Consider the following 17,410-nt stretch of genomic DNA (forward strand, 5'->3'; position numbering starts at 1 on the left):
CTGAAGCGGCGCAGGTGCGGTGACAGAGGGGGAGGGCGTACGAGTTGTCTTAGATGCCCTCAGGAGCCACTGTGTCCGACACGCCCACTCTGTCCGAGCTCGACGCCGCCTCTCCGTTCGTGGCGCGCCACGTCGGACTCTCGGCCGCCGACGAGGCGACCATGCTCGCGCGGCTCGGGTACGACTCGGTAGCAGCGATGATGGACGCCGCCGTCCCGGCCGGGATCCGCTCGGTCGAGTCGCTGGACCTGCCGGCCGCGCTGAGCGAGGCGCAGGTCGCGTCGCTGGCGCGGGAGATCGCAGCCTCCAACAAGCCCGGCGAGGCGATGATCGGGCTCGGCTACCACGCCACCGTGACGCCGCCGGTGATCCGTCGCAACGTGCTCGAGGACCCGAGCTGGTACACCGCCTACACGCCCTACCAGCCCGAGATCTCCCAGGGCCGCCTCGAGGCGCTCATCAACTTCCAGACCATGGTCGGTGATCTGACCGGCCTCCCGGTGGCCAACTCCTCGCTCCTGGACGAGGGCACCGCGGCCGCCGAGGCGCTGGCGCTGGTCCACCGGGCCAACCGCAAGGGCTCCGGTCCGTTCGTCATCGACGCCGACGCCCTGCCGCAGTCGATCGAGGTCGTGAAGGTGCGTGCCGAGGCGATGGGCCTCGAGGTCGTCGTGGCCGACCTCTCGCAGGGTCTGCCCGAGGGTGACGTGATCGGCGTGCTGGTGCAGTACCCAGGCGCCTCCGGTCGCGTCCCGGACCTCAAGCCGGTCATCGACGCCGCCCATGAGCGGGGTGCGCTGGCCGTCGTCGCCGCCGACCTGCTCGCGCTCACCGTCCTGGAGGCGCCCGGCACCATCGGCGCCGACGTCGTCGTCGGCTCGACGCAGCGCTTCGGCATCCCGCTCTTCTACGGCGGCCCGCACGCCGGCTACATGGCCGTCCACGAGGGGATCGAGCGGCACCTGCCCGGTCGTCTCGTCGGCGTCTCCATCGATGCCGAGGGGCGGCCCGCGTACCGCCTCGCTCTGCAGACCCGCGAGCAGCACATCCGCCGTGAGAAGGCGACGTCCAACATCTGCACCGCGCAGGTGCTGCTGGCCGTCGGCGCTTCGATGTACGCCGTCTACCACGGCCCCGACGGGCTGCGGACGATCGCGACCCGGACCCACCGCTACGCCGCCGTCCTGGCCGCCGCGCTCAAGTCGGCCGGGCTCCCGCTGGTCTCGGAGACGTTCTTCGACACGCTGGGTGTCACCGTCCCCGGGCGGGCGGCAGACGTCGTCACCGCGGCGCGCCGTTTCGGCGTACATCTTCGTCTCGTGGACGCCGACACCGTCGGCATCTCGACCTCGGAGGCGACCACTCGCTCGACCCTGTCGGCCGTGCTCAACGCCTTCGGTGTCTCGGGTGCGGATCTGGACGAGATCGACCGCACCACGGCCAGCGCGCTGCCTGACGGCCTGCTGCGCACCACCGACTACCTCACCCACGAGGTCTTCAACGCGCACCACAGCGAGACCCAGATGCTGCGCTACCTGCACAAGCTGGCGGCGCGCGACTACGCGCTGGACAAGGGCATGATCCCGCTCGGCTCGTGCACCATGAAGCTCAACGCGACCACCGAGATGGAGCCGATCTCGCTGCCCGGCTTCGCCGACCTGCACCCGTTCGTACCCGCCGAGGACGCCGCCGGCTACACGCGTCTGGTCGGTGAGCTGGAGGGCTGGCTGGCAGAGGTCACCGGCTACGACGAGGTCTCCATCCAGCCGAACGCCGGCTCGCAGGGCGAGTTCGCCGGACTGATGGCGATCCGCGGCTACCTGGACGCGCAGGGCCAGGGTCACCGCAAGATCTGCCTGATGCCGTCCTCCGCGCACGGCACCAACGCCGCCTCGGCCGTGATGGCCGGGATGAAGGTCGAGGTCGTGAAGTCGTCCGAGGACGGCACCGTCGACCTCGACGACCTGCGGGCGAAGCTGGACGCCCACGGCGAGAACGTCGCCGCGATCATGGTGACCTACCCCTCGACCCATGGGGTCTACGAGGAGGGCATCACCGAGGTCTGCTCGCTGGTGCACGAGGCCGGTGGACAGGTCTACATCGACGGCGCCAACTTCAACGCGCTCCTCGGCTACGCCAAGCCCGGTGAGTTCGGCGGCGACGTCTCCCACCTCAACCTGCACAAGACCTTCTGCATCCCGCACGGCGGTGGCGGCCCCGGCGTCGGTCCGGTCGCGGTCCGCTCCCACCTGGCGCCCTACCTGCCCTCGCACTCCCTGCACCCGGACGCCTCGAAGCGCTCCGGCATCGGTGCGATCTCGGCTGCTCCGTACGGCTCGGCCGGCATCCTGCCGATCTCCTGGGCGTACGTCAGGCTCATGGGCGCCGAAGGTCTGACCCGGGCGACGTCCGCCGCGGTGCTGTCGGCCAACTACGTCGCCTCGCGCCTCAACGAGCACTTCCCGGTGCTCTACCGCGGCGAGACCGGGCTGGTCGCACACGAGTGCATCCTCGACCTGCGGCCGATCACGAAGGAGACCGGTGTCACCGTCGACGACGTCGCCAAGCGGCTCATCGACTACGGCTTCCACGCCCCGACGATGTCCTTCCCGGTCGCCGGCACGCTCATGGTCGAGCCCACCGAGTCCGAGGACCTCGGCGAGCTGGACCGGTTCATCGACGCGATGATCGCGATCAAGGGCGAGATCGACCGGGTCGCCTCGGGCGAGTGGACCGCCGAGACCTCGGTCCTGCGCGGTGCTCCGCACACCTCTCGTGCTCTCGTCGGCGACTGGGACCGCGCCTACTCCCGCGAGGAGGCCGTCTTCCCGCGCGGCATCGACCCGGACAAGTACTGGCCGCCGGTCGCCCGCATCGACAACACCTACGGCGACCGTAACCTGGTCTGCTCCTGCCCGCCGGTGGAGTCCTTCGCCGAGTGACCTCCCGCCGAGTCGGCGCGTCATAACGCGCCGACTCGGCGAGGTCTTGGTCAGTTCAGGGTCATGATCGGCTCGCCGTTGGCGTTGAGCCCGGTGCCGTGGGTGCAAGTGCCGGACCTCGGCGCGCCGGCGTTGTAGGCCTGGCGTAGGCAGTTGCGCAGGGCGAGCTGTCCCCAGTAGTTGGGGTGCAGGCTCTCCTGGATGTAGTAGTTGCCGCTCGCGGTGGAGACGGTGCGGATCTGGTTGACCCACTCGGTGCGGTCGACCGCACCGGAGGCCCGCCAGCTCGACAGCCCCTTCTCCTCGAGAAGGCCCACGGTGTTCTCGCACAGCCGGCGGCCGGCGAAGGCGCCGGTGACGTCGATCTTCTTGATGTTGGTCAGCCCGGAGTCGCTCGCCGCACCCGAGATCGCGTTGTTGATCGTCGGCAGGATCGTGGTGTACGCGTAGTCGGCATCCGCGTTCCAGAAACCGCAGCCGCCGGTGTTCTGACGGGTGTAGCCGGACTCGCTGTAGCGGTAGACCGAGGAGGTCGCGAGCGGCGAGGGCACGTTCTGGACGATCAGGGTCCAGGCGCCGTCCGCGTAGCCCGCGTTGCGCATGGCGGTGCGCACGTTCTGGAACGCGGTGGTGATCCTGGCGCGTACTGCGGCGACATTGCCGGCCGCCATGGCGCTGGTGACGACCGCGTCGTCCTTGCAGTAGTCCTTGCTCCAGGACGGCGAGAGCAGGAAGTTCTGTACGCACTGGGTGACGATGCCAGCGAAGTTGAAGTCGTTGCCGCCGATGCCGATCGTCACCGCCTCGACGTTGTGGCTCGCCGCGAAGCTCTGCAGCATGAGGGCCTGGCCCTGGTTGCTGCCGCTGGAGTAGAAGTCGATGCCGGGCTTGAAGTAGCCCTCGCTGGTCGTGGTCGTGGCGACCTTCGCGCCCGAGCAGGCCAGGTTGAACCCGCTCACGCCACCGCCGATGTACGCCTCGGCGGCCGTGCTGCGGTGGCAGCGGTTGATCGTCTCGGCGGTGTGGCTGGCGTTGTCGAAGTAGGTCGCGCTGCCGCCCGCATCGACGAGCGACTCGCCGGAGTTGCTGTTGCCGGCCCAGCGGCCGGCCTCGCCGGAGACGTAGCTGTCACCCACGGTGACGATCCACGGCGCGCCGCTTCCGGGGCCGTCGGCGTGGGCGGGTGAGGCCATCAACGTCGTTGCGGAGAGCAGGGACGCTGGAAGGAGAAGGGTCGCGGCGACCTGGGCGACACGGGTGCTGAGACGTGGCACGGAAACCTCCGGGTGATCTGGGACGGCTTCCGCGGTGCGGAGCCGCCTCAGGCTAGTGACGTACGTCACTCCCGGGGAACTACTGGCGGGTAATAACTCTCGTCCCGAGGGTAAATTCTTCGCTCAGACGCCGACGACGTGGAGGGTGGAGCCGTCGCGGCCCTTGGCCACGGCCAGCTGGGTGGGGATCCGCTCGCGCATCTCGGTGACGTGGCTGACCACGCCGATGATGCGGCCGCCCTCGCGGAGGGTGTCGAGGACGTCGAGTACGTCATCGAGGGTGTCGGCGTCGAGGGAGCCGAAGCCCTCGTCGACGAAGAGGGTGTCGAGCATCTGGCCGCCGGCCTCGTTCATGATCACGTCGGCCAGGCCCAGGGCCAGCGCGAGGGAGACCACGAAGGTCTCGCCACCCGACAGGGTGGCCGGGTCTCGCGACTCGCCGGACCAGTCGTCGCGGACCATCAGCGCCAGACCACCGCGGCGGTCGCCGGCGCCCTTGGCCGCGGAGTGCTCCAGCGCGTAGCGCTGGTCGCTCATCTTCGCCAGCCGCTCGTTGGCGGCGGCGACGACCTGGGTGAGGCGGTAGGCGACGACGTAGGCCGACAGACTCATCTGGAGCTGGTTGTCGCTGCTCTTGCCCTCCGCGAAGGAGGCGATCCGGGCGGCGACCTCGAGGTCCTCGCGTATAGGCGCCCAGGCCGAGAGCGCACCGGTCAGGTCGCGTTGCAGGGAGTCGAGGCGGGCGGCCCGGTTGGCGGCGGTGTCGGCCGCCGAGCGGGCCGCATCAGCGGCGTCGGCGGCCGTGCGATGGGCGGTGGCGAGCGCCGGCAGGTCCGGCTCCTCGGTGGCCAGGATCTCGGCGGCGCCGGGGGAGTCGAGGGTCGCCCGGGCGGCCGCCAGGCTGTCGGCGTACGTCTTGATCTGGCTGTTCAGCGCCGCGACCCGCTCCGGTGGTAGCGCCGCGGCAAGGGCGCTCTCGGGGGTGTCGAAGCCGGCCCGGACCGCGGTGGCGGTGAGGGTGCGCTCGGCCCCGGCGAGCGCTTCGGCGGCGCGGGTGGCGGCCTCCAGGCGCTCGAGGCTCGTTGTCGCCGCGCGGTGGTCGCGTTCGAGCGCGGTGAGGAGGGCGTCGAGATCTGTGTGGTCCCCGCGGACGTCGGTCAGCTGCTCCTCGAGACGCTCGCGCTCGTCGGTGAGATGACGGATGGTGGTCTCGAGCTCGGCGGCGCGGGTCTCGAGCTCTGCGCGGAGCGTCGCCGAGCGGGCCCGAGCCTCTTCGACGGCGGTGAGCTCGGCGCGCAGGCTCGGCTCGCGGGCAGCGGTGCGCTCCAGACCGGCCAGGCGCTCGGCCATCGACGCGGCCGGCTCGTCGGTCTCGCCGGCGGCCTCCTGGGCGAGCTGCAGACGGGTGGTGAGGTCGCGCACGTGCTGGTCGCGGGCGTGCTCTTCGGCGCTGGCGTTGTCGTAGGTCGCCTGGGCGGCCTTCTCGGCAGCCGCGTCGGGGGCGCCGTCGGCGGGGGAGGCCTTGTGGGGGTGCTCGTGCGAGCCGCACACCGGGCAGTCCGCGCCGACCGCGAGCGCGCCGGCGAGCTCGGCCGCGATGCCGTCCAGCCGGGCCTGGCGTACGTCGAGATAGCGGGTGCGCGCCTCCATGGCGGCCGTCCTGGCCGCCTCGTGCCTGGAGCGGGCGTCGACGAGCTCCCTGGTCAGCCGGCCGACCTCGGTGACCGCGGCGACCTGAGCACGCAGCACCGGGATCGCCGCAGCGGCCTCGGCGGCCGCCGCCAGGTCCGCGGTGAGGGCCTCGGCCTGCTGCGGCAGCTCCTCGGCGAGCCGGGCCTGCTCGCGGGTCTGGGTGAGGAGCCGGTCCTGCTGGGTGCCGGTGGCCGCGAGCTCGCGGGTGACCTCGCTCAGACGTTGCTGGACCGGCACCAGGGCACGGGCCTGGGCGAGACGGGCCGAGATCCGGTCCACCGCCGCCTTGGCATCGGTCAGGGTCATGTCGCTCGGGGCGAGCGAGGTCGCTCGGGCGTGCTCGCGCCGCGCCTGGTCGGCGAGCTCGCTGACCCCGGCCACCGCCTCGGCCCGCTGGGCGGCCTCGACGCGGCGTACACGCTCCTCCTGCTCCTCGGCCGCGGCGACGAGACGGCTCTCGGCGGCGGCGGCTGCCCGGAGGCCGCGCTGCTTCTCGGCCATCGCCCGGGCGGCGTCGAGCGCTGCGAGGGTCTCCGACTCCGCGGCCAGGGCCTCCATCGCGGCGCCGGAGGTGACGGCCTGTGACTCGGTGGCCTCCTCGGCCAGCGCACGGGCCCAGGTGGCGATCGCGCCGTCGCCGGCGGGGAGGCCGAGGTCGTGGACGTCCCAGTCGTCGGGGAGGGTGACGGCCGCGGTCTCGCTGATCCGGCTGACCACCTCGGCGACGCCGGCGTTGAGCTCCTCGGAGCGCCGCCGGAGCTCGACGCGGCGCTCCCGCAGCCAGCGCTCGACATCGGCGAAACGCTCGGTGCGGAAGAGCCGCTCGAGCAGCCGTTTGCGCTCCTCGGCGCTGGAGCGGAGGAAGGCCTGGAAGCGGCCCTGGGGGAGCATCGCGACCTGCACGAACTGGGTCAGCGTCATGCCGAGGAGGTCCGAGACCAGATGGCCGGCCTCGTCGAGCCGGGTGGTGAGGGTGCGCCACTCCTCGCCGACCTGCTCCATGAGCACGACGGAGGCCTGCTGGGTCGTGGTGCCGGCGCCGCGCCGCTTGGGCCGCTCCCAGGACGGGGAGCGGGTGATCCGGAAGCGTCGCTGGGCGAGCGTCGCCTCCAGGACGACCCGCGTGGCGACCTCGGCAGGGGCCCGGTCGCTGCGCAGCCGCTTCGCGACCGAACGGTCACCGGGGACGTCGCCGTAGAGCGCGAAGCAGACCGCGTCCAGGACGCTCGTCTTGCCGGCGCCGGTGGCGCCGGAGAGCAGGAAGAGCCCCGCCTCGGAGAGCTGGTCGAAGTCGACGCTCACCGTGCCCGTGAACGGGCCGAACGCGGCGACCTCCAGGTGGTGAAGGCGCATCAGAAGAGCACCTCGAGCCACTCCTCTTCCTCGGCGACGCCGGAACGCGAGTCGAGTGAATCGACCTCGGGGTCCTCGCAGCAGGCGTCCACGGCGGTCTGCAGCAGCGCCAGCTCGGCCTTGGCCGCGGGCTCGCCGCGGAGCTCGGCCACGAACTCGGTGACCAGGTCGATGTCGCGCCGCGGCCGGGACGGGTCGGGCTGCGACAGCGCACCCAGGACCGGTGCAGTCGACTCGAAGCCCAGCACGAGGGTGTGCGGGAACCGCCTCCGCAGCCGTTCCATGGCCTGGGCCGGGCGGATCCGGTCGGTCAGGGTGATCTGCAGCCACGACTGCTCGTGGACCTCGTGGCGGGGGTCGCTCAGCAGCTCCTCGAGCGTGCCGCGCAGCCTGGCCAGCTTGCGCGGGACCGGCGCCTCCACGAACTCGCTGGCGACGAAACCGGACTCGTCGAGATCGATGAGCCAGGACCCCTTGAGGTGGTTGGCCTCGGAGAAGGAGTAGGCCAGCGGGGAGCCGCTGTAGCGCACCGTGTCGGTGATCGTGTGGCGGCCGTGGAGGTGGCCGAGGGCGGCGTAGGAAATGTCCTCGAAGAGGCTGGCGGGCACCATCGAGACGCCGCCGACGGAGATGTCGCGTTCGGAGTCGGAGGGCTCCGCGCCGGTGACGAACGCGTGGGCCATCACCACGCTGCGACCACCCCGCTGGTCGAGGTCGGCGCGGACCCGCTTCATCGCCTCGCCGAGCGCCGCCTGGTGGGAGCGCGACTCCAGCCCCCACGACGCCCTGGCGGCGTCGGGATCGAGGTAGGGGAGACCGTAGAAGGCCACTTCGCCGTGCTCGTCGGGGAGCATCACCGGGCGGCCGACTCCGGCCAGGTCGGTGCGGATGAAGATGCCGGCGGCGTCGATCAGCTCGGAGCCGAAGCCGAGTCGCTGCGCCGAGTCGTGGTTGCCGCTGGTGATGACGACCTTCGCCCGCGAGGCGGCGAGCCGGGAGAGCGCCTCCGAGGCCAGCCGCACCGCATCGACCTGCGGAAGCGCCCGGTCGTAGACATCGCCGGATATGCACACCACGTCGACAGATCCCTGCTCCACCACGGAGAGGAGATGGTCGACGTACGCCGCCTGGTGCCCGAGCATGCCCTCCCGGTGGAAGGACCGGCCCAGGTGCCAGTCGGAGGTGTGCAGGATCCGCATGAAACGAAAACTATCGGTGAGCACGGACAGTCTTGCCCCCGACTCACCGCCGGAGCGTCGGCTACGCGGGATAGGTCACCTTGATCGCCAGCTGCCGCTGCAGGTTGTCGGCCGCGTCGGCCACTCGGCGGCGTACGCCCGGGTCGAGATCCAGCTCGATGACCGCCCGCGCGGCAGCGAGGGTCTCCTCGGTCACCGAGCCGCTCGGGAAGAAGGCCTCGGCGGCCTCGGCCAGGCTCCAGCCAGAGCGCTTCTCGGCGGTGGCGGGAAGCTCGGCGAAGTAGCGCTCGACGTAGTCCGCGGTGAGCTCGGCCGGCCCGCTCCAGAACGCCCGCCCGGCGGCCAGGATGTCGTAGTTGGGCAGGTCGGTCTCGCCGGTGAACACCGACCAGCCGTACGCCTTCGCCTCCGCGTCGGGGATGCTGACCAGGGCGCCGTTCAGATGGATGCGGGCCTCGTTGGCGGGCTCGGCGTCATAGGCGGCGTGCAGCTCCTCACGAGAGGCGAAGCCGTGCTCGGCGAGCTTGGCGAGGATGCGCCAGCGCAGGTCGAGGTCGGTCTCGATCCCGGCCGGGGGAGTGGCGAGCCATTCCCGCAGCAGCGACTCGGACGACGCCGAGCGGATCCCGGCGCGGTAGGACGACAGCTGCAGCTCGGAGCCGGGAGCGACCTCGGCGAGCTTGCGGAGGGCCGCCTCGTGGAGCCGCTCGCGCGCCCCCGCGGGCGCCAGCGGCACCACCGAGCCGAAGAGCCACGGCATGGTGCGCCTCGGGGTGTCCTCGACGTCCTCCACCGGGAGCGACGCCTCGGCGATGTCGATGACGTCGGCCGGGTCGACCGCGGCGTTGAACCAGGCGCTGCGCAGGTTGTTCCACACGCCCGCGCGCAGACCGTCGTCGGTGATCTCCGGGAGCGCCGCCTTGAGCGCCTGCACGGTCTCCCAGTCGGGGATGACCGAGGCCCAGGTGTCGTCGTAGGGGTCGAGCACGACCGCGTTGGCGGCGACCTGGAGCGGCGTCTGGTCACCGCTCACCGTGAGCTCCTCGGTGGTCCACCGGGTGCCGTTGAGGATCGCCGCGCGGAAGGTGTGGGAGCGATCGGCGGGATGCAGCGACGGAGCGGTGCGGTTGACGACCATCTTGGCCGGGTCCCACGAGAGCGTGTCCGGGCCGGCCTTGAGCAGCCACTGGGAGGTGAAGGTGTCGAGGTCGAACTCGACCCCCGCCTCGGCCGCGGCGGCATCCCAGGAGCTGAACAGGTCGTGCATCGTCGCGTTGCCGAACCGGTGCCGGTTGAAGTGGTCGATCGCACCCGCGAAGAAGACGTCGTCGCCCAGGGACGCGGCGAGCTGGCGCAGGATCGCGGAGCCCTTGGAGTAGGAGATCCCGTCGAAGTTCTGCAGCGCGGAGACGGCGTCCTCGGCACCGTTTCCGGCGACCGAGTGCGTCGAGCCGCGCTGGTCGGCGGTCAGGCCCCACTGGCGGCGGGCGTAGGACATGTCGGCCCAGGCGTCGGCGTACTCCGTCACCTCGGCGGTCACCCGGTTGCCCATGTATTCGGCGAAGGACTCGTTGAGCCACAGGTCGTCCCACCACTGGGGCGTGACCAGGTCGCCGAACCACTGGTGAGCCATCTCGTGGGCGACCGTGGTGGCCCGCTGGATCCGCATGCCGCGGGTCACGCGGGAGGTGAAGACGAGCGGGTCGCGGAAGGTCACGCAGCCCGGGTTCTCCATCGCGCCCGCGTTGAACTCCGGCACGAACGCCTGGTGGTAGTTGCCGAACGGGTAGCGGATGCCGAAGAGCCGGTGGAACTCGTCGAAGCACTGCTTGGTGATCGTGAAGAGCTCCTCGGCGTCCTTGTCGAGGTCGGCGGCGATGCTCTGCCGCGAGCTCAGCGACAGCGGGATCCCGTCGTGCTCGTCGTGGATCATGTGCCACGGGCCGGCGACGAGCGTGACGAAGTACGTCGAGAGCGGTTGGCTCCGCTCGAACTCCCACTCACCCGGCGAGGTCTGGGTGCCCGGCGCGTTGCCGATCACCGTCCAGTCGCGCGGCGCGGTCACGTGGAAGGTGTAGGGCGCCTTCAGGTCGGGCTGGTCGAAGCAGGCGAAGATCGTCGGGGCGGCGTCCATGAAGCACATCCCGTAGACGTAGGCCCGTCCGTCGGCCGGGTCGACGCTGCGGTGGAGCCCCTCGCCGTCGTTGCGGAACGGCATGGTGGCCTCGACGACGAGCTCGTTCAGGCCCTCCTGCGTGGTTATCGGGAGGCGACCCTTCGCGAGCGTCGCCGGGTCGACAGCGCCGCCGTTGAGAGTGATCCGCGCGACCGAGACCGGCTTCAGGTCGACGAACGTCGGCCCGCCCTTCGATGTGAACCGGATCGTCGTCACCGAGTGGAAGGTCTCCTCGTGGGAGGCCAGGTCGAGACGTACGTCGTAGTCCTCGATCTTCAGCAGACCGGCACGGGCGGTGGCCTCGTCTCGGCGCAGGGGCAGGCTCTGGGTGCTCACGTCGCACAGGCTAACGGGCAGATGGCACTCTTACCCCATGACTTCTGATGCGGCAGACCAGCGCTCGGTATCTCTGGAGAAGATCGGCGAGCACCGCTTCCGTGCGACCAACGCGCGCGGCGGCACCGTGGTGATCGGCCACGGCGACGACCCCGACTTCACCCCGGTCGAGCTGCTCCTCGCCGCCCTGGCCGGCTGCAGCGCTCTGGACGTCGACTTCATCACCGGCAAGCGGTCCCCGATGGAGACCTTCGAGGCGCTCGCCGCGGGCACCAAGATCCGCGACGAGCAGGGCAACCGCCTCGTCGACCTGTCGGTCACCTTCGACATCGCCTTCCCCGAGGGCGAGGCCGGCGACGCCGCCCGCAACGTCCTCCCGGACGCGATCAAGAAGTCCGAGACCCGCCTGTGCACCGTCGGCCGCACCGTCGCCGTCGGCACCCCTGTGACCTACGGCGAGGGCGCCCTCTCCTAACCCGCCGAGACTGCAGTTCTGGCGGCTGAGACTTCAGTTGTGGGCGACGAAAGTAGAGTTTCGTCGCCCACCACTACCGATTCGGCCTCCACATGTGCAGATTCGACGGTCAGGGGAGCAGGAGCGCAGAGTCGCCGAACTCGTGCCACAGATAGCCCTCGGCGACGGCGGCGTCGTAGGCCACCTGGGTGAGCTCGGGGCCGGCGACGGCCTCGACCAGCAGCAGATGGCTGGCTTGCGGGTCGTGCCAGCCGGTGATGAGCCCGTTGACGACGTACGGCGGGTTGGCCGGTGTGATGACCCGGTCGGTCCAGCCGCTCGCCGCCCGGACCGCGCCCGTCGCGGGGATGACCGCCGACTCGAGGGCTCGGGTGACGGTGGTGCCGGCCGCGACGACGCGGCCACCGGCGTACCTGGTCTGCTCCACCAGCCGGGCGGTGGTCTCGGAGACCTCGAACCACTCCGCCCCGGGGGCCTCGCCTGCCTCCTGGGAGGAGACGCCGGTGTGCAGGGTGATGGGCGCGATCTGGATGCCGCGGGTGACCAGCTCGGTGACCAGCGGGTGGGTGAACGGTCGCGCAGCCGAGGGCATCTCGGCGCTTCCGGGGCGGTGCCCGAAGACGGTCTGGTAGGCGGAGAGCGGGTAGCGGCGGTCGAGATAGCCGTACGCGATCGGGCGGCCCGCCCGCTCGAGCTCGGCGGTCACGTCGCCGGTGATCCGGGCGCGCCACAGCCGGTTGCCCTCGCCGGTGGGGGAGGAGGCGCGGCCGTCGGGGTAGGGCTCGCGCAGGGTGACCCGGAGGCCGGCGGTCACGATCACGTCGCCCTCGGCGGCGTCGAGCACGGACCGGGAGGCGTCCGGGGCGGAGCGGATCTCCACTGCCCAGCCGGTGTCGAGACGCTGGGCGAGGTGGAGTACGACCCGGCCGCGCCCGATCATGTCGGCGTCGAGCTGGCGCGCCTCGGTCACCGAGTCGTTGACCACGACCAGGTCGCCGGGGGAGAGGTGATCGGCAAGGTTGTGGAACCGGGCATGTCGTACGCCGCCCGGCGACGCCACCAGCAGGCGCACCCCGTCGCGTTCGATGCCGCGCCACTCCGCGGGCGCGGGGGCGGTGGTCTCGTCGGGAAAGGGGAACGTGGTGGTCGGTCGTTCGGCGAGCATGGTCATCGGGTTGCTCCTACTGATGCGAGTTCAATGGCGCGGTAGCGCCCGGACGGCTGGTCGCCGGAGAGCAGCGCGAGCAGGTGCGGAACGACCGATTCCGGCAGCGGTCGGTCGGAGATGTCCTCACCGGGGAAGGCGGCCTGGTGCATCGCGGTGCGCATGTCGCCGGGGTCGACGGCGTACGCACGGATGCCGTTCTCCTCGCCGAGGGTGAGGATCAGGTGATCGAGCGCGGCCTTGCTGGCTGCGTACGTTCCCCAGGTCGGGTAGTGCTCGACCGCCGCGTCGCTGGAGATGCCCACGAGGGTGCCGCGCGAGGCGATCAGATAGGGGAGGAGCCGCTGGGTCAGCGTGAGCGGGGCGAGCAGGTTGGTCTCGAGCACGCGGGAGAAGAGGCTCTCCGGGACCTCGGCCAGGGGAAGCATGGGGCCGAGCTCGCTGGCGTTGTGCACGAGCAGGTCGAGGCGCCCGTGCCGGGCGACCGCGGCGGCGATCGCGTCCTGATGGTCGAGATCTCGTACGTCGCCGCTCAGCGTCGTCACCCGAGCGCTGTCCGGCAGGGAGGCATGGAGGCGGTCGGCGTTCCGGGCGTCGGTGACGATGCTCCAGCCCTTGTCGATGAGGGAGGTCGCGAGGGCGAGTCCCAGCCCCGCGGAGCCGCCGGTGATGACGGCTACTTCGTTGTCTGATCGGTTCATGCCCCCTAGGATTCAACCTAAAGTGAACTTGAGATCAAGGGCCGCGGCAGAAAAGAGTGAGATGAACACCCACGACCTGCTCACGATGGGCGAGGTGACCCGGCGCAGCGGCTATGCCGCCTCAGCGGTGCGCTACTACGAGAGCCAGGGCCTGATCCGGGCCGAGCGATCGGCCGGGGGACAGCGTACGTTCGAGCGCAGCGTCCTGCGTCGCCTCGCCTTCATCCGGGCCGCCGCCAACGTCGGGCTCTCCCTGGACGAGATCAAGGCAGAGCTCGACTGCCTGCCGGGGGACCGGACCCCCACGAAGGCCGACTGGGCACGCATGTCCAGGCACTGGCGCCGCCGCCTCGAGGAGCAGATCCACGCCCTCGAGCGTCTCCGTGACAACCTCGACTCCTGCATCGGCTGCGGCTGCCTCTCCCTGCAGCGCTGCGGCATCTCCAACCCCAACGACGCCGCCGCGGCCCAGAGTGCCGGCGCCGCGTACCTCCCCAAGGTCCTCCGCCGCGACCCACCTCGCCGCCGCGCCTGACCAGCCGAATCGGTAGAAGCTGCGTGCCGAGAATGCAACTGTGGGCGACGAAACTGGAGTTTCGTCGCCCACAACTACCGATTCGGCGCGCCATACGTGCGGATTCGGCGCGAGGGTGATCAGCCGACGGTGATCGTCTCGAACTCGACAGGCGTCTTGGGCGCGCCGGTGCCGTCGGGGCCGGCCTCGCCCACGCCGGCCTCGCCGACTTCCTGGAGGGTCTTGATGGCGGCCTCGTCGAGGGTGCCGAAGACGGTGTAGGCGGGCGGGAGCTGGGTGTCGCCGAAGACCATGAAGAACTGGCTGCCGCCGGAGTTGGGCTGGCCGGTGTTGGCCATCGCGAGGGTGCCGGCGGGGAAGGTGTCGCTGTCCTTGAACTCGTCGGGGATCGTGTAGCCCGGGCCGCCGGTGCCCTGACCGGTCGGGTCGCCGCACTGCAGCAGCTCGAAACCGGGGTTGGCGCCGAGGCGGTGGCAGCTGGTGCCGTCGTAGTAGTCCTGCGAGGCCAGCGAGAGGAACGAGTTGACCGTGCAGGGCGCCTTGTCGGCGTCGAGGGTGATCGCGAGCGGGCCGACCGAGGTGTTGATGGTGGCGGCGACCTTGCCGGTGTACTGCGCGGTCTTCTCCGGCTGGTCCACCTCCTTGGAGGCGCCCATCGGGTCCTCGACGTAGTCGCAGTCCGCCGAGCCGGGCTTCACGATCGACTTCCAGTCGCTGGACTCGCTCGACTTCGGGCCCTTGCTCTCCGCGGCGGGGTCGGAAGCGGACCCGTCGTCGGAACCACAGGCGGAGAGCGTCAGGAGCAGGGCAGCGGCGGCAACGGCCGGGAGCGCACGAGAAGGCATGCCCAGATGCTAGGGGAGCAGCCTGAAGGTTCCCTCGACGGACCCCGCATGGCGATACCGCCAGCTTCTTCCGCCAGCGTTGGGGCTGCGCACTATCGCACACCTTGGTCGTCGGCCGCGATACTGCACCAGCCTCGTCGCACCCGATCGCCACGACGAGGGAGGGGCTCGGCTACCCTCCAGCCGTGCCTGTGCTTTCCCTGCGTTTCGAGCTCGACGACCTGACCCGGCCCGAGGTGATCCGGCTCCTGGAGGACCATCTCGAGGACATGTACGCCGTGACACCGGCCGAGTCGGTGCACGCGCTCGACCTCGAGGCACTGAAGGTGCCCGAGATCGCGTTCTGGTCGGCCTGGGAGGGCGACGAGCTCGTCGGCTGCGGCGCGCTGAAGTCGCTCGGCGAGGGTGACTACGAGCTCAAGTCGATGCGCACCACGGCCGCCGCCCGCGGCCGCGGCGTCGCGACCGCGATGCTGCGGCACCTGCTGGCCGAGGCCAGGTCACACGGCGGTCGCCGGGTGCTTCTGGAGACCGGCACCGAAGCCTTCTACGAGCCCGCCCGGCGCCTCTACGCGGGCAACGGCTTCACCGAGCGCCCGCCCTTCGGCAGCTACGTGCTCGATCCCAACTCGGTCTTCTTCGAGCTTTCGCTGTAGTCGTCGACCGGCGGGGCGCCCCGCCGGAACAGTAGGTCGTCGAGAGCGAGCTTGGTGCGGCGTACGACGATCAGATAGACCGCGATCGCGAGCCAGCCCAGGTCGCGGAGGGTGTCGGCGAGATAGGCGGGATCCGCGGAGGCGCCGCCGCCACCGAAGCAGCCGCAGTCGATGTTGAGCCCGCGCGCCCAGGCCGAGGTGATCCCGACGAGGAACGAGCACAGGCCGAGCGCGGTCGCCACCGCCGCGGTTCGGGTGAACAGCCCGAGGATCAGCAGCGCACCGAGGACGATCTCGGCGATCGGCATGGCGATCGCGTACGCAGGGGCCAGCTGCCACGGCAGCAGTTGGTAGCCGCGCACCGCCTGCTCGGTGATCGCCGGCTCGGGCAGCTTGGCAAGCCCGGCGGCGAGGAACACGAAGCCGAGGTAGAGGCGGCCGACGAGGCCGATCCAGCCCAACAGATCAGCGCGAGTCCTCATGAGAGCACCACCCAGGAGGTGCGCAGGACGCCGAAGACGACGAACGCCGCCACGACCGCGCAGCCGGCCCACAGCAACGGCGCCGGCGAGACCTCGTCCCTGATCTCACGCCGCACGAACCACACCCCGAGCGCCAGCACGGCCACGGAGACCGCGACCAGCCCGACGACGTACAACACCTCGTTCACATCGCCAGCGTGCCACAGCCGAGGCCCGCAACCACCGCCCGGACGCCCGCCTTCAGCGCATCTTCAGGCTGCGGGCCGGCTTCTCAGGAAATACGTCAGGGTTGCAGCCACCACGGGCTGGTGTAGGCGATGCCCAGGTCGTTGCAGGGATGGCCCTCCGGACCCGGGCTCGCGTTGGCGCCAGTTGGGTCGCTGACCCGCAGCAGCATCCAGTCGCCGTCATCGACGGAGACGGGCACCGTGACCGAGACCGGGTCGCCGACGCGGAACGCCACGACGTCGGCCACAAGAGGCACCGACGGACCCGGACGCAGCACCTGCAGATGGAGCTCCCGGCCGACCCACTCATCGTCGCGAGCCAGGTCGAGGGTGAACCGCATGTCGCCGCCACGGCCGGGAACCACCGAGCCCATCCGGTGCTCGACGCCGTCCAGCGTGGCCACCGCGTCGACCCGGAGCCCCGAGGTGCGAGTGGCGAAGAACCGCCGCGCCCGCATCGCCTCGAAGACGCCGGCGCGGTCGTGGGAGGCGACCCACAGCCCGGTACGTCCCTTGCCCTCCGGGTGGCCCCAGTCGGTGCCGTGCTCGTCGGTGACCCCGCTGATCCCGGTGCGCCAGCCGGCGTTGAGGCACTGGCACAAGGGAGAGGTCTTGCCGTCGGCAAAGCCCTCGAACAGATAGTCGTCGCCCCGGTTGAACATTTCCAGCGACACCATCCGCTCCCGCGCCCGCGCGTCGTAGCGGAATTCCTGGAACCGTAACGGCTCCCGCCCGGGATGGTTGAACCCGGCGATCCCGTCAGATCCGCCGTCGATCAGCGGCGTGGAGGGCGAGCGCATCAGCCAGTCGAAGAACGGCCGCATCGCCCCGACGTCGACGATGTCGGTGAAGTGCTCGCTTCCCCACACGTTGATATGACCCAACAACGGCTCGGACCACTCGAAGCCGCGGATCGCGGTGAAGGTGCCGTCGGCGTTGGCCGCATCGGCCAGCTCGCGGGTCCGGGCCCAGTCCGAGCGGGTGATGCCGCCGAGCTGCTTGTACGCCGCCGGCAGCAGCCCCGCGAGCGCGTCACCGAGGATGTGGTCGGAGACCGTGGCATGGTCGGTGAGCGCCGCGACGTCGAGCCCGGCGCTCCGCATCGAGTCGAAGGCGAGGTCGGGGTCGCCGTCGCCGTCCGACATCAGCGTGTGGTTGTGCAGGTCGGCATGGACCAGCGTGGTCCCGGACGAGAGCCGCGACAGCCGGCTCGCCCCCACGCCGGCCCGAGCGGTCGCCGAGGCGGCCGCACCCGTGAACGACGAGGACATCGACGCCAGCAGGAGCCCCGCTCCTGCCGCTCCCAGCGCCGTGCGCCGCGTGAGCGGCCTGCTCATCGACCGAAGAGTCCC

At 70.9% G+C, this 17,410-nt stretch carries 14 protein-coding genes; 4 read left to right on the top strand and 10 right to left on the bottom strand.

Features of this window, described 5'->3' with window-relative positions:
• Positions 1-53 precede the first annotated feature (53 nt).
• On the top strand, positions 54-2,942 hold the full coding sequence (gene gcvP / locus ACIO3S_RS10560) for an aminomethyl-transferring glycine dehydrogenase (RefSeq protein ID WP_400462711.1): 2,889 nt from the start codon (positions 54-56) through the stop codon (positions 2,940-2,942).
• Positions 2,943-2,992: 50 nt separating this feature from the next.
• Here the strand turns inward: gcvP and ACIO3S_RS10565 are convergent, their stop codons facing one another.
• From ACIO3S_RS10565 to pepN, 4 genes are all read right to left on the bottom strand, one after another.
• Entirely contained in the window at positions 2,993-4,216 is a 1,224-nt protein-coding gene (locus ACIO3S_RS10565) for a hypothetical protein (protein WP_400462714.1), read from the bottom strand.
• A 123-nt stretch (positions 4,217-4,339) separates the two neighbouring features.
• On the bottom strand, positions 4,340-7,261 hold the full coding sequence (locus tag ACIO3S_RS10570) for an AAA family ATPase (protein ID WP_400462716.1): 2,922 nt from the start codon (positions 7,259-7,261) through the stop codon (positions 4,340-4,342).
• On the bottom strand, positions 7,261-8,460 hold the full coding sequence (locus tag ACIO3S_RS10575) for an exonuclease SbcCD subunit D (RefSeq protein WP_400462718.1): 1,200 nt from the start codon (positions 8,458-8,460) through the stop codon (positions 7,261-7,263). The genes ACIO3S_RS10570 and ACIO3S_RS10575 overlap by 1 nt, the downstream gene beginning before the upstream one ends.
• A 61-nt stretch (positions 8,461-8,521) precedes the next feature.
• Positions 8,522-10,972: an aminopeptidase N gene (gene pepN / locus ACIO3S_RS10580; protein WP_400462721.1), complete on the bottom strand. Its 2,451-nt coding sequence runs from the start codon at positions 10,970-10,972 to the stop codon at positions 8,522-8,524.
• Between the two features lie 37 nt (positions 10,973-11,009).
• On the opposite strand from pepN, the gene ACIO3S_RS10585 reads away from it, so the two are divergent.
• Complete coding sequence (locus ACIO3S_RS10585; RefSeq protein ID WP_400462724.1) at positions 11,010-11,447, top strand: OsmC family protein; 438 nt, start codon at positions 11,010-11,012, stop codon at positions 11,445-11,447.
• Positions 11,448-11,556: 109 nt separating this feature from the next.
• Here the strand turns inward: ACIO3S_RS10585 and ACIO3S_RS10590 are convergent, their stop codons facing one another.
• Positions 11,557-12,618 carry an S-adenosylmethionine:tRNA ribosyltransferase-isomerase gene (locus ACIO3S_RS10590; protein ID WP_400462727.1) on the bottom strand — a complete coding sequence of 354 codons (1,062 nt, stop codon included), beginning with the start codon at positions 12,616-12,618 and terminating at the stop codon, positions 11,557-11,559.
• Positions 12,615-13,313 (bottom strand): SDR family NAD(P)-dependent oxidoreductase, encoded by a 699-nt coding sequence (locus ACIO3S_RS10595; protein ID WP_400462730.1) that lies wholly within the window; start codon positions 13,311-13,313, stop codon positions 12,615-12,617. The genes ACIO3S_RS10590 and ACIO3S_RS10595 overlap by 4 nt, the downstream gene beginning before the upstream one ends.
• Before the next feature lie 61 nt (positions 13,314-13,374).
• On the opposite strand from ACIO3S_RS10595, the gene soxR reads away from it, so the two are divergent.
• Positions 13,375-13,848, top strand: a complete 474-nt coding sequence (soxR, locus tag ACIO3S_RS10600) for a redox-sensitive transcriptional activator SoxR (protein ID WP_350713968.1) — start codon at positions 13,375-13,377, stop codon at positions 13,846-13,848.
• A 119-nt stretch (positions 13,849-13,967) separates the two neighbouring features.
• On the opposite strand, the gene ACIO3S_RS10605 is transcribed toward soxR, so the two are convergent.
• Entirely contained in the window at positions 13,968-14,693 is a 726-nt protein-coding gene (locus ACIO3S_RS10605) for a peptidylprolyl isomerase (RefSeq protein WP_400462733.1), read from the bottom strand.
• A gap of 185 nt (positions 14,694-14,878) precedes the next feature.
• On the opposite strand from ACIO3S_RS10605, the gene ACIO3S_RS10610 reads away from it, so the two are divergent.
• Complete coding sequence (locus ACIO3S_RS10610) at positions 14,879-15,349, top strand: GNAT family N-acetyltransferase (RefSeq protein WP_400462736.1); 471 nt, start codon at positions 14,879-14,881, stop codon at positions 15,347-15,349.
• Here the strand turns inward: ACIO3S_RS10610 and ACIO3S_RS10615 are convergent.
• The 3 genes from ACIO3S_RS10615 to ACIO3S_RS10625 all read right to left on the bottom strand — a co-directional run bounded on the left by ACIO3S_RS10615 (position 15,304) and on the right by ACIO3S_RS10625 (position 17,395).
• A complete protein-coding gene (locus ACIO3S_RS10615) occupies positions 15,304-15,831 on the bottom strand; it encodes a DoxX family protein (protein ID WP_400462739.1) in 528 nt (175 codons plus the stop codon). The two genes, ACIO3S_RS10610 and ACIO3S_RS10615, sit on opposite strands and share 46 nt — an antisense overlap.
• Positions 15,828-16,019 (bottom strand): hypothetical protein, encoded by a 192-nt coding sequence (locus tag ACIO3S_RS10620; RefSeq protein ID WP_400462741.1) that lies wholly within the window; start codon positions 16,017-16,019, stop codon positions 15,828-15,830. Before ACIO3S_RS10620 ends, ACIO3S_RS10615 begins: the two co-directional genes overlap by 4 nt.
• A 95-nt stretch (positions 16,020-16,114) precedes the next feature.
• Positions 16,115-17,395: a CehA/McbA family metallohydrolase gene (locus ACIO3S_RS10625; protein WP_400462743.1), complete on the bottom strand. Its 1,281-nt coding sequence runs from the start codon at positions 17,393-17,395 to the stop codon at positions 16,115-16,117.
• Positions 17,396-17,410 lie beyond the last annotated feature (15 nt).

The sequence above is a fragment of the Nocardioides sp. NPDC087217 genome, assembly GCF_044744805.1.
GTDB lineage: Bacteria > Actinomycetota > Actinomycetes > Propionibacteriales > Nocardioidaceae > Nocardioides.

What these genes read in the sequence shown, in the direction of transcription:
- gcvP (WP_400462711.1), top strand. Translation starts at nt 54, where the DNA reads ATGCCCTCAGGAGCCACTGTGTCCGACACGCCCACTCTGTCCGAGCTC.
- ACIO3S_RS10570 (WP_400462716.1), bottom strand. Translation starts at nt 7,261, where the DNA reads ATGCGCCTTCACCACCTGGAGGTCGCCGCGTTCGGCCCGTTCACGGGC.
- ACIO3S_RS10575 (WP_400462718.1), bottom strand. Translation starts at nt 8,460, where the DNA reads ATGCGGATCCTGCACACCTCCGACTGGCACCTGGGCCGGTCCTTCCAC.
- ACIO3S_RS10585 (WP_400462724.1), top strand. Translation starts at nt 11,010, where the DNA reads ATGACTTCTGATGCGGCAGACCAGCGCTCGGTATCTCTGGAGAAGATC.
- ACIO3S_RS10590 (WP_400462727.1), bottom strand. Translation starts at nt 12,618, where the DNA reads ATGACCATGCTCGCCGAACGACCGACCACCACGTTCCCCTTTCCCGAC.
- ACIO3S_RS10595 (WP_400462730.1), bottom strand. Translation starts at nt 13,313, where the DNA reads ATGAACCGATCAGACAACGAAGTAGCCGTCATCACCGGCGGCTCCGCG.
- soxR (WP_350713968.1), top strand. Translation starts at nt 13,375, where the DNA reads ATGAACACCCACGACCTGCTCACGATGGGCGAGGTGACCCGGCGCAGC.
- ACIO3S_RS10605 (WP_400462733.1), bottom strand. Translation starts at nt 14,693, where the DNA reads ATGCCTTCTCGTGCGCTCCCGGCCGTTGCCGCCGCTGCCCTGCTCCTG.
- ACIO3S_RS10615 (WP_400462739.1), bottom strand. Translation starts at nt 15,831, where the DNA reads ATGAGGACTCGCGCTGATCTGTTGGGCTGGATCGGCCTCGTCGGCCGC.
- ACIO3S_RS10625 (WP_400462743.1), bottom strand. Translation starts at nt 17,395, where the DNA reads ATGAGCAGGCCGCTCACGCGGCGCACGGCGCTGGGAGCGGCAGGAGCG.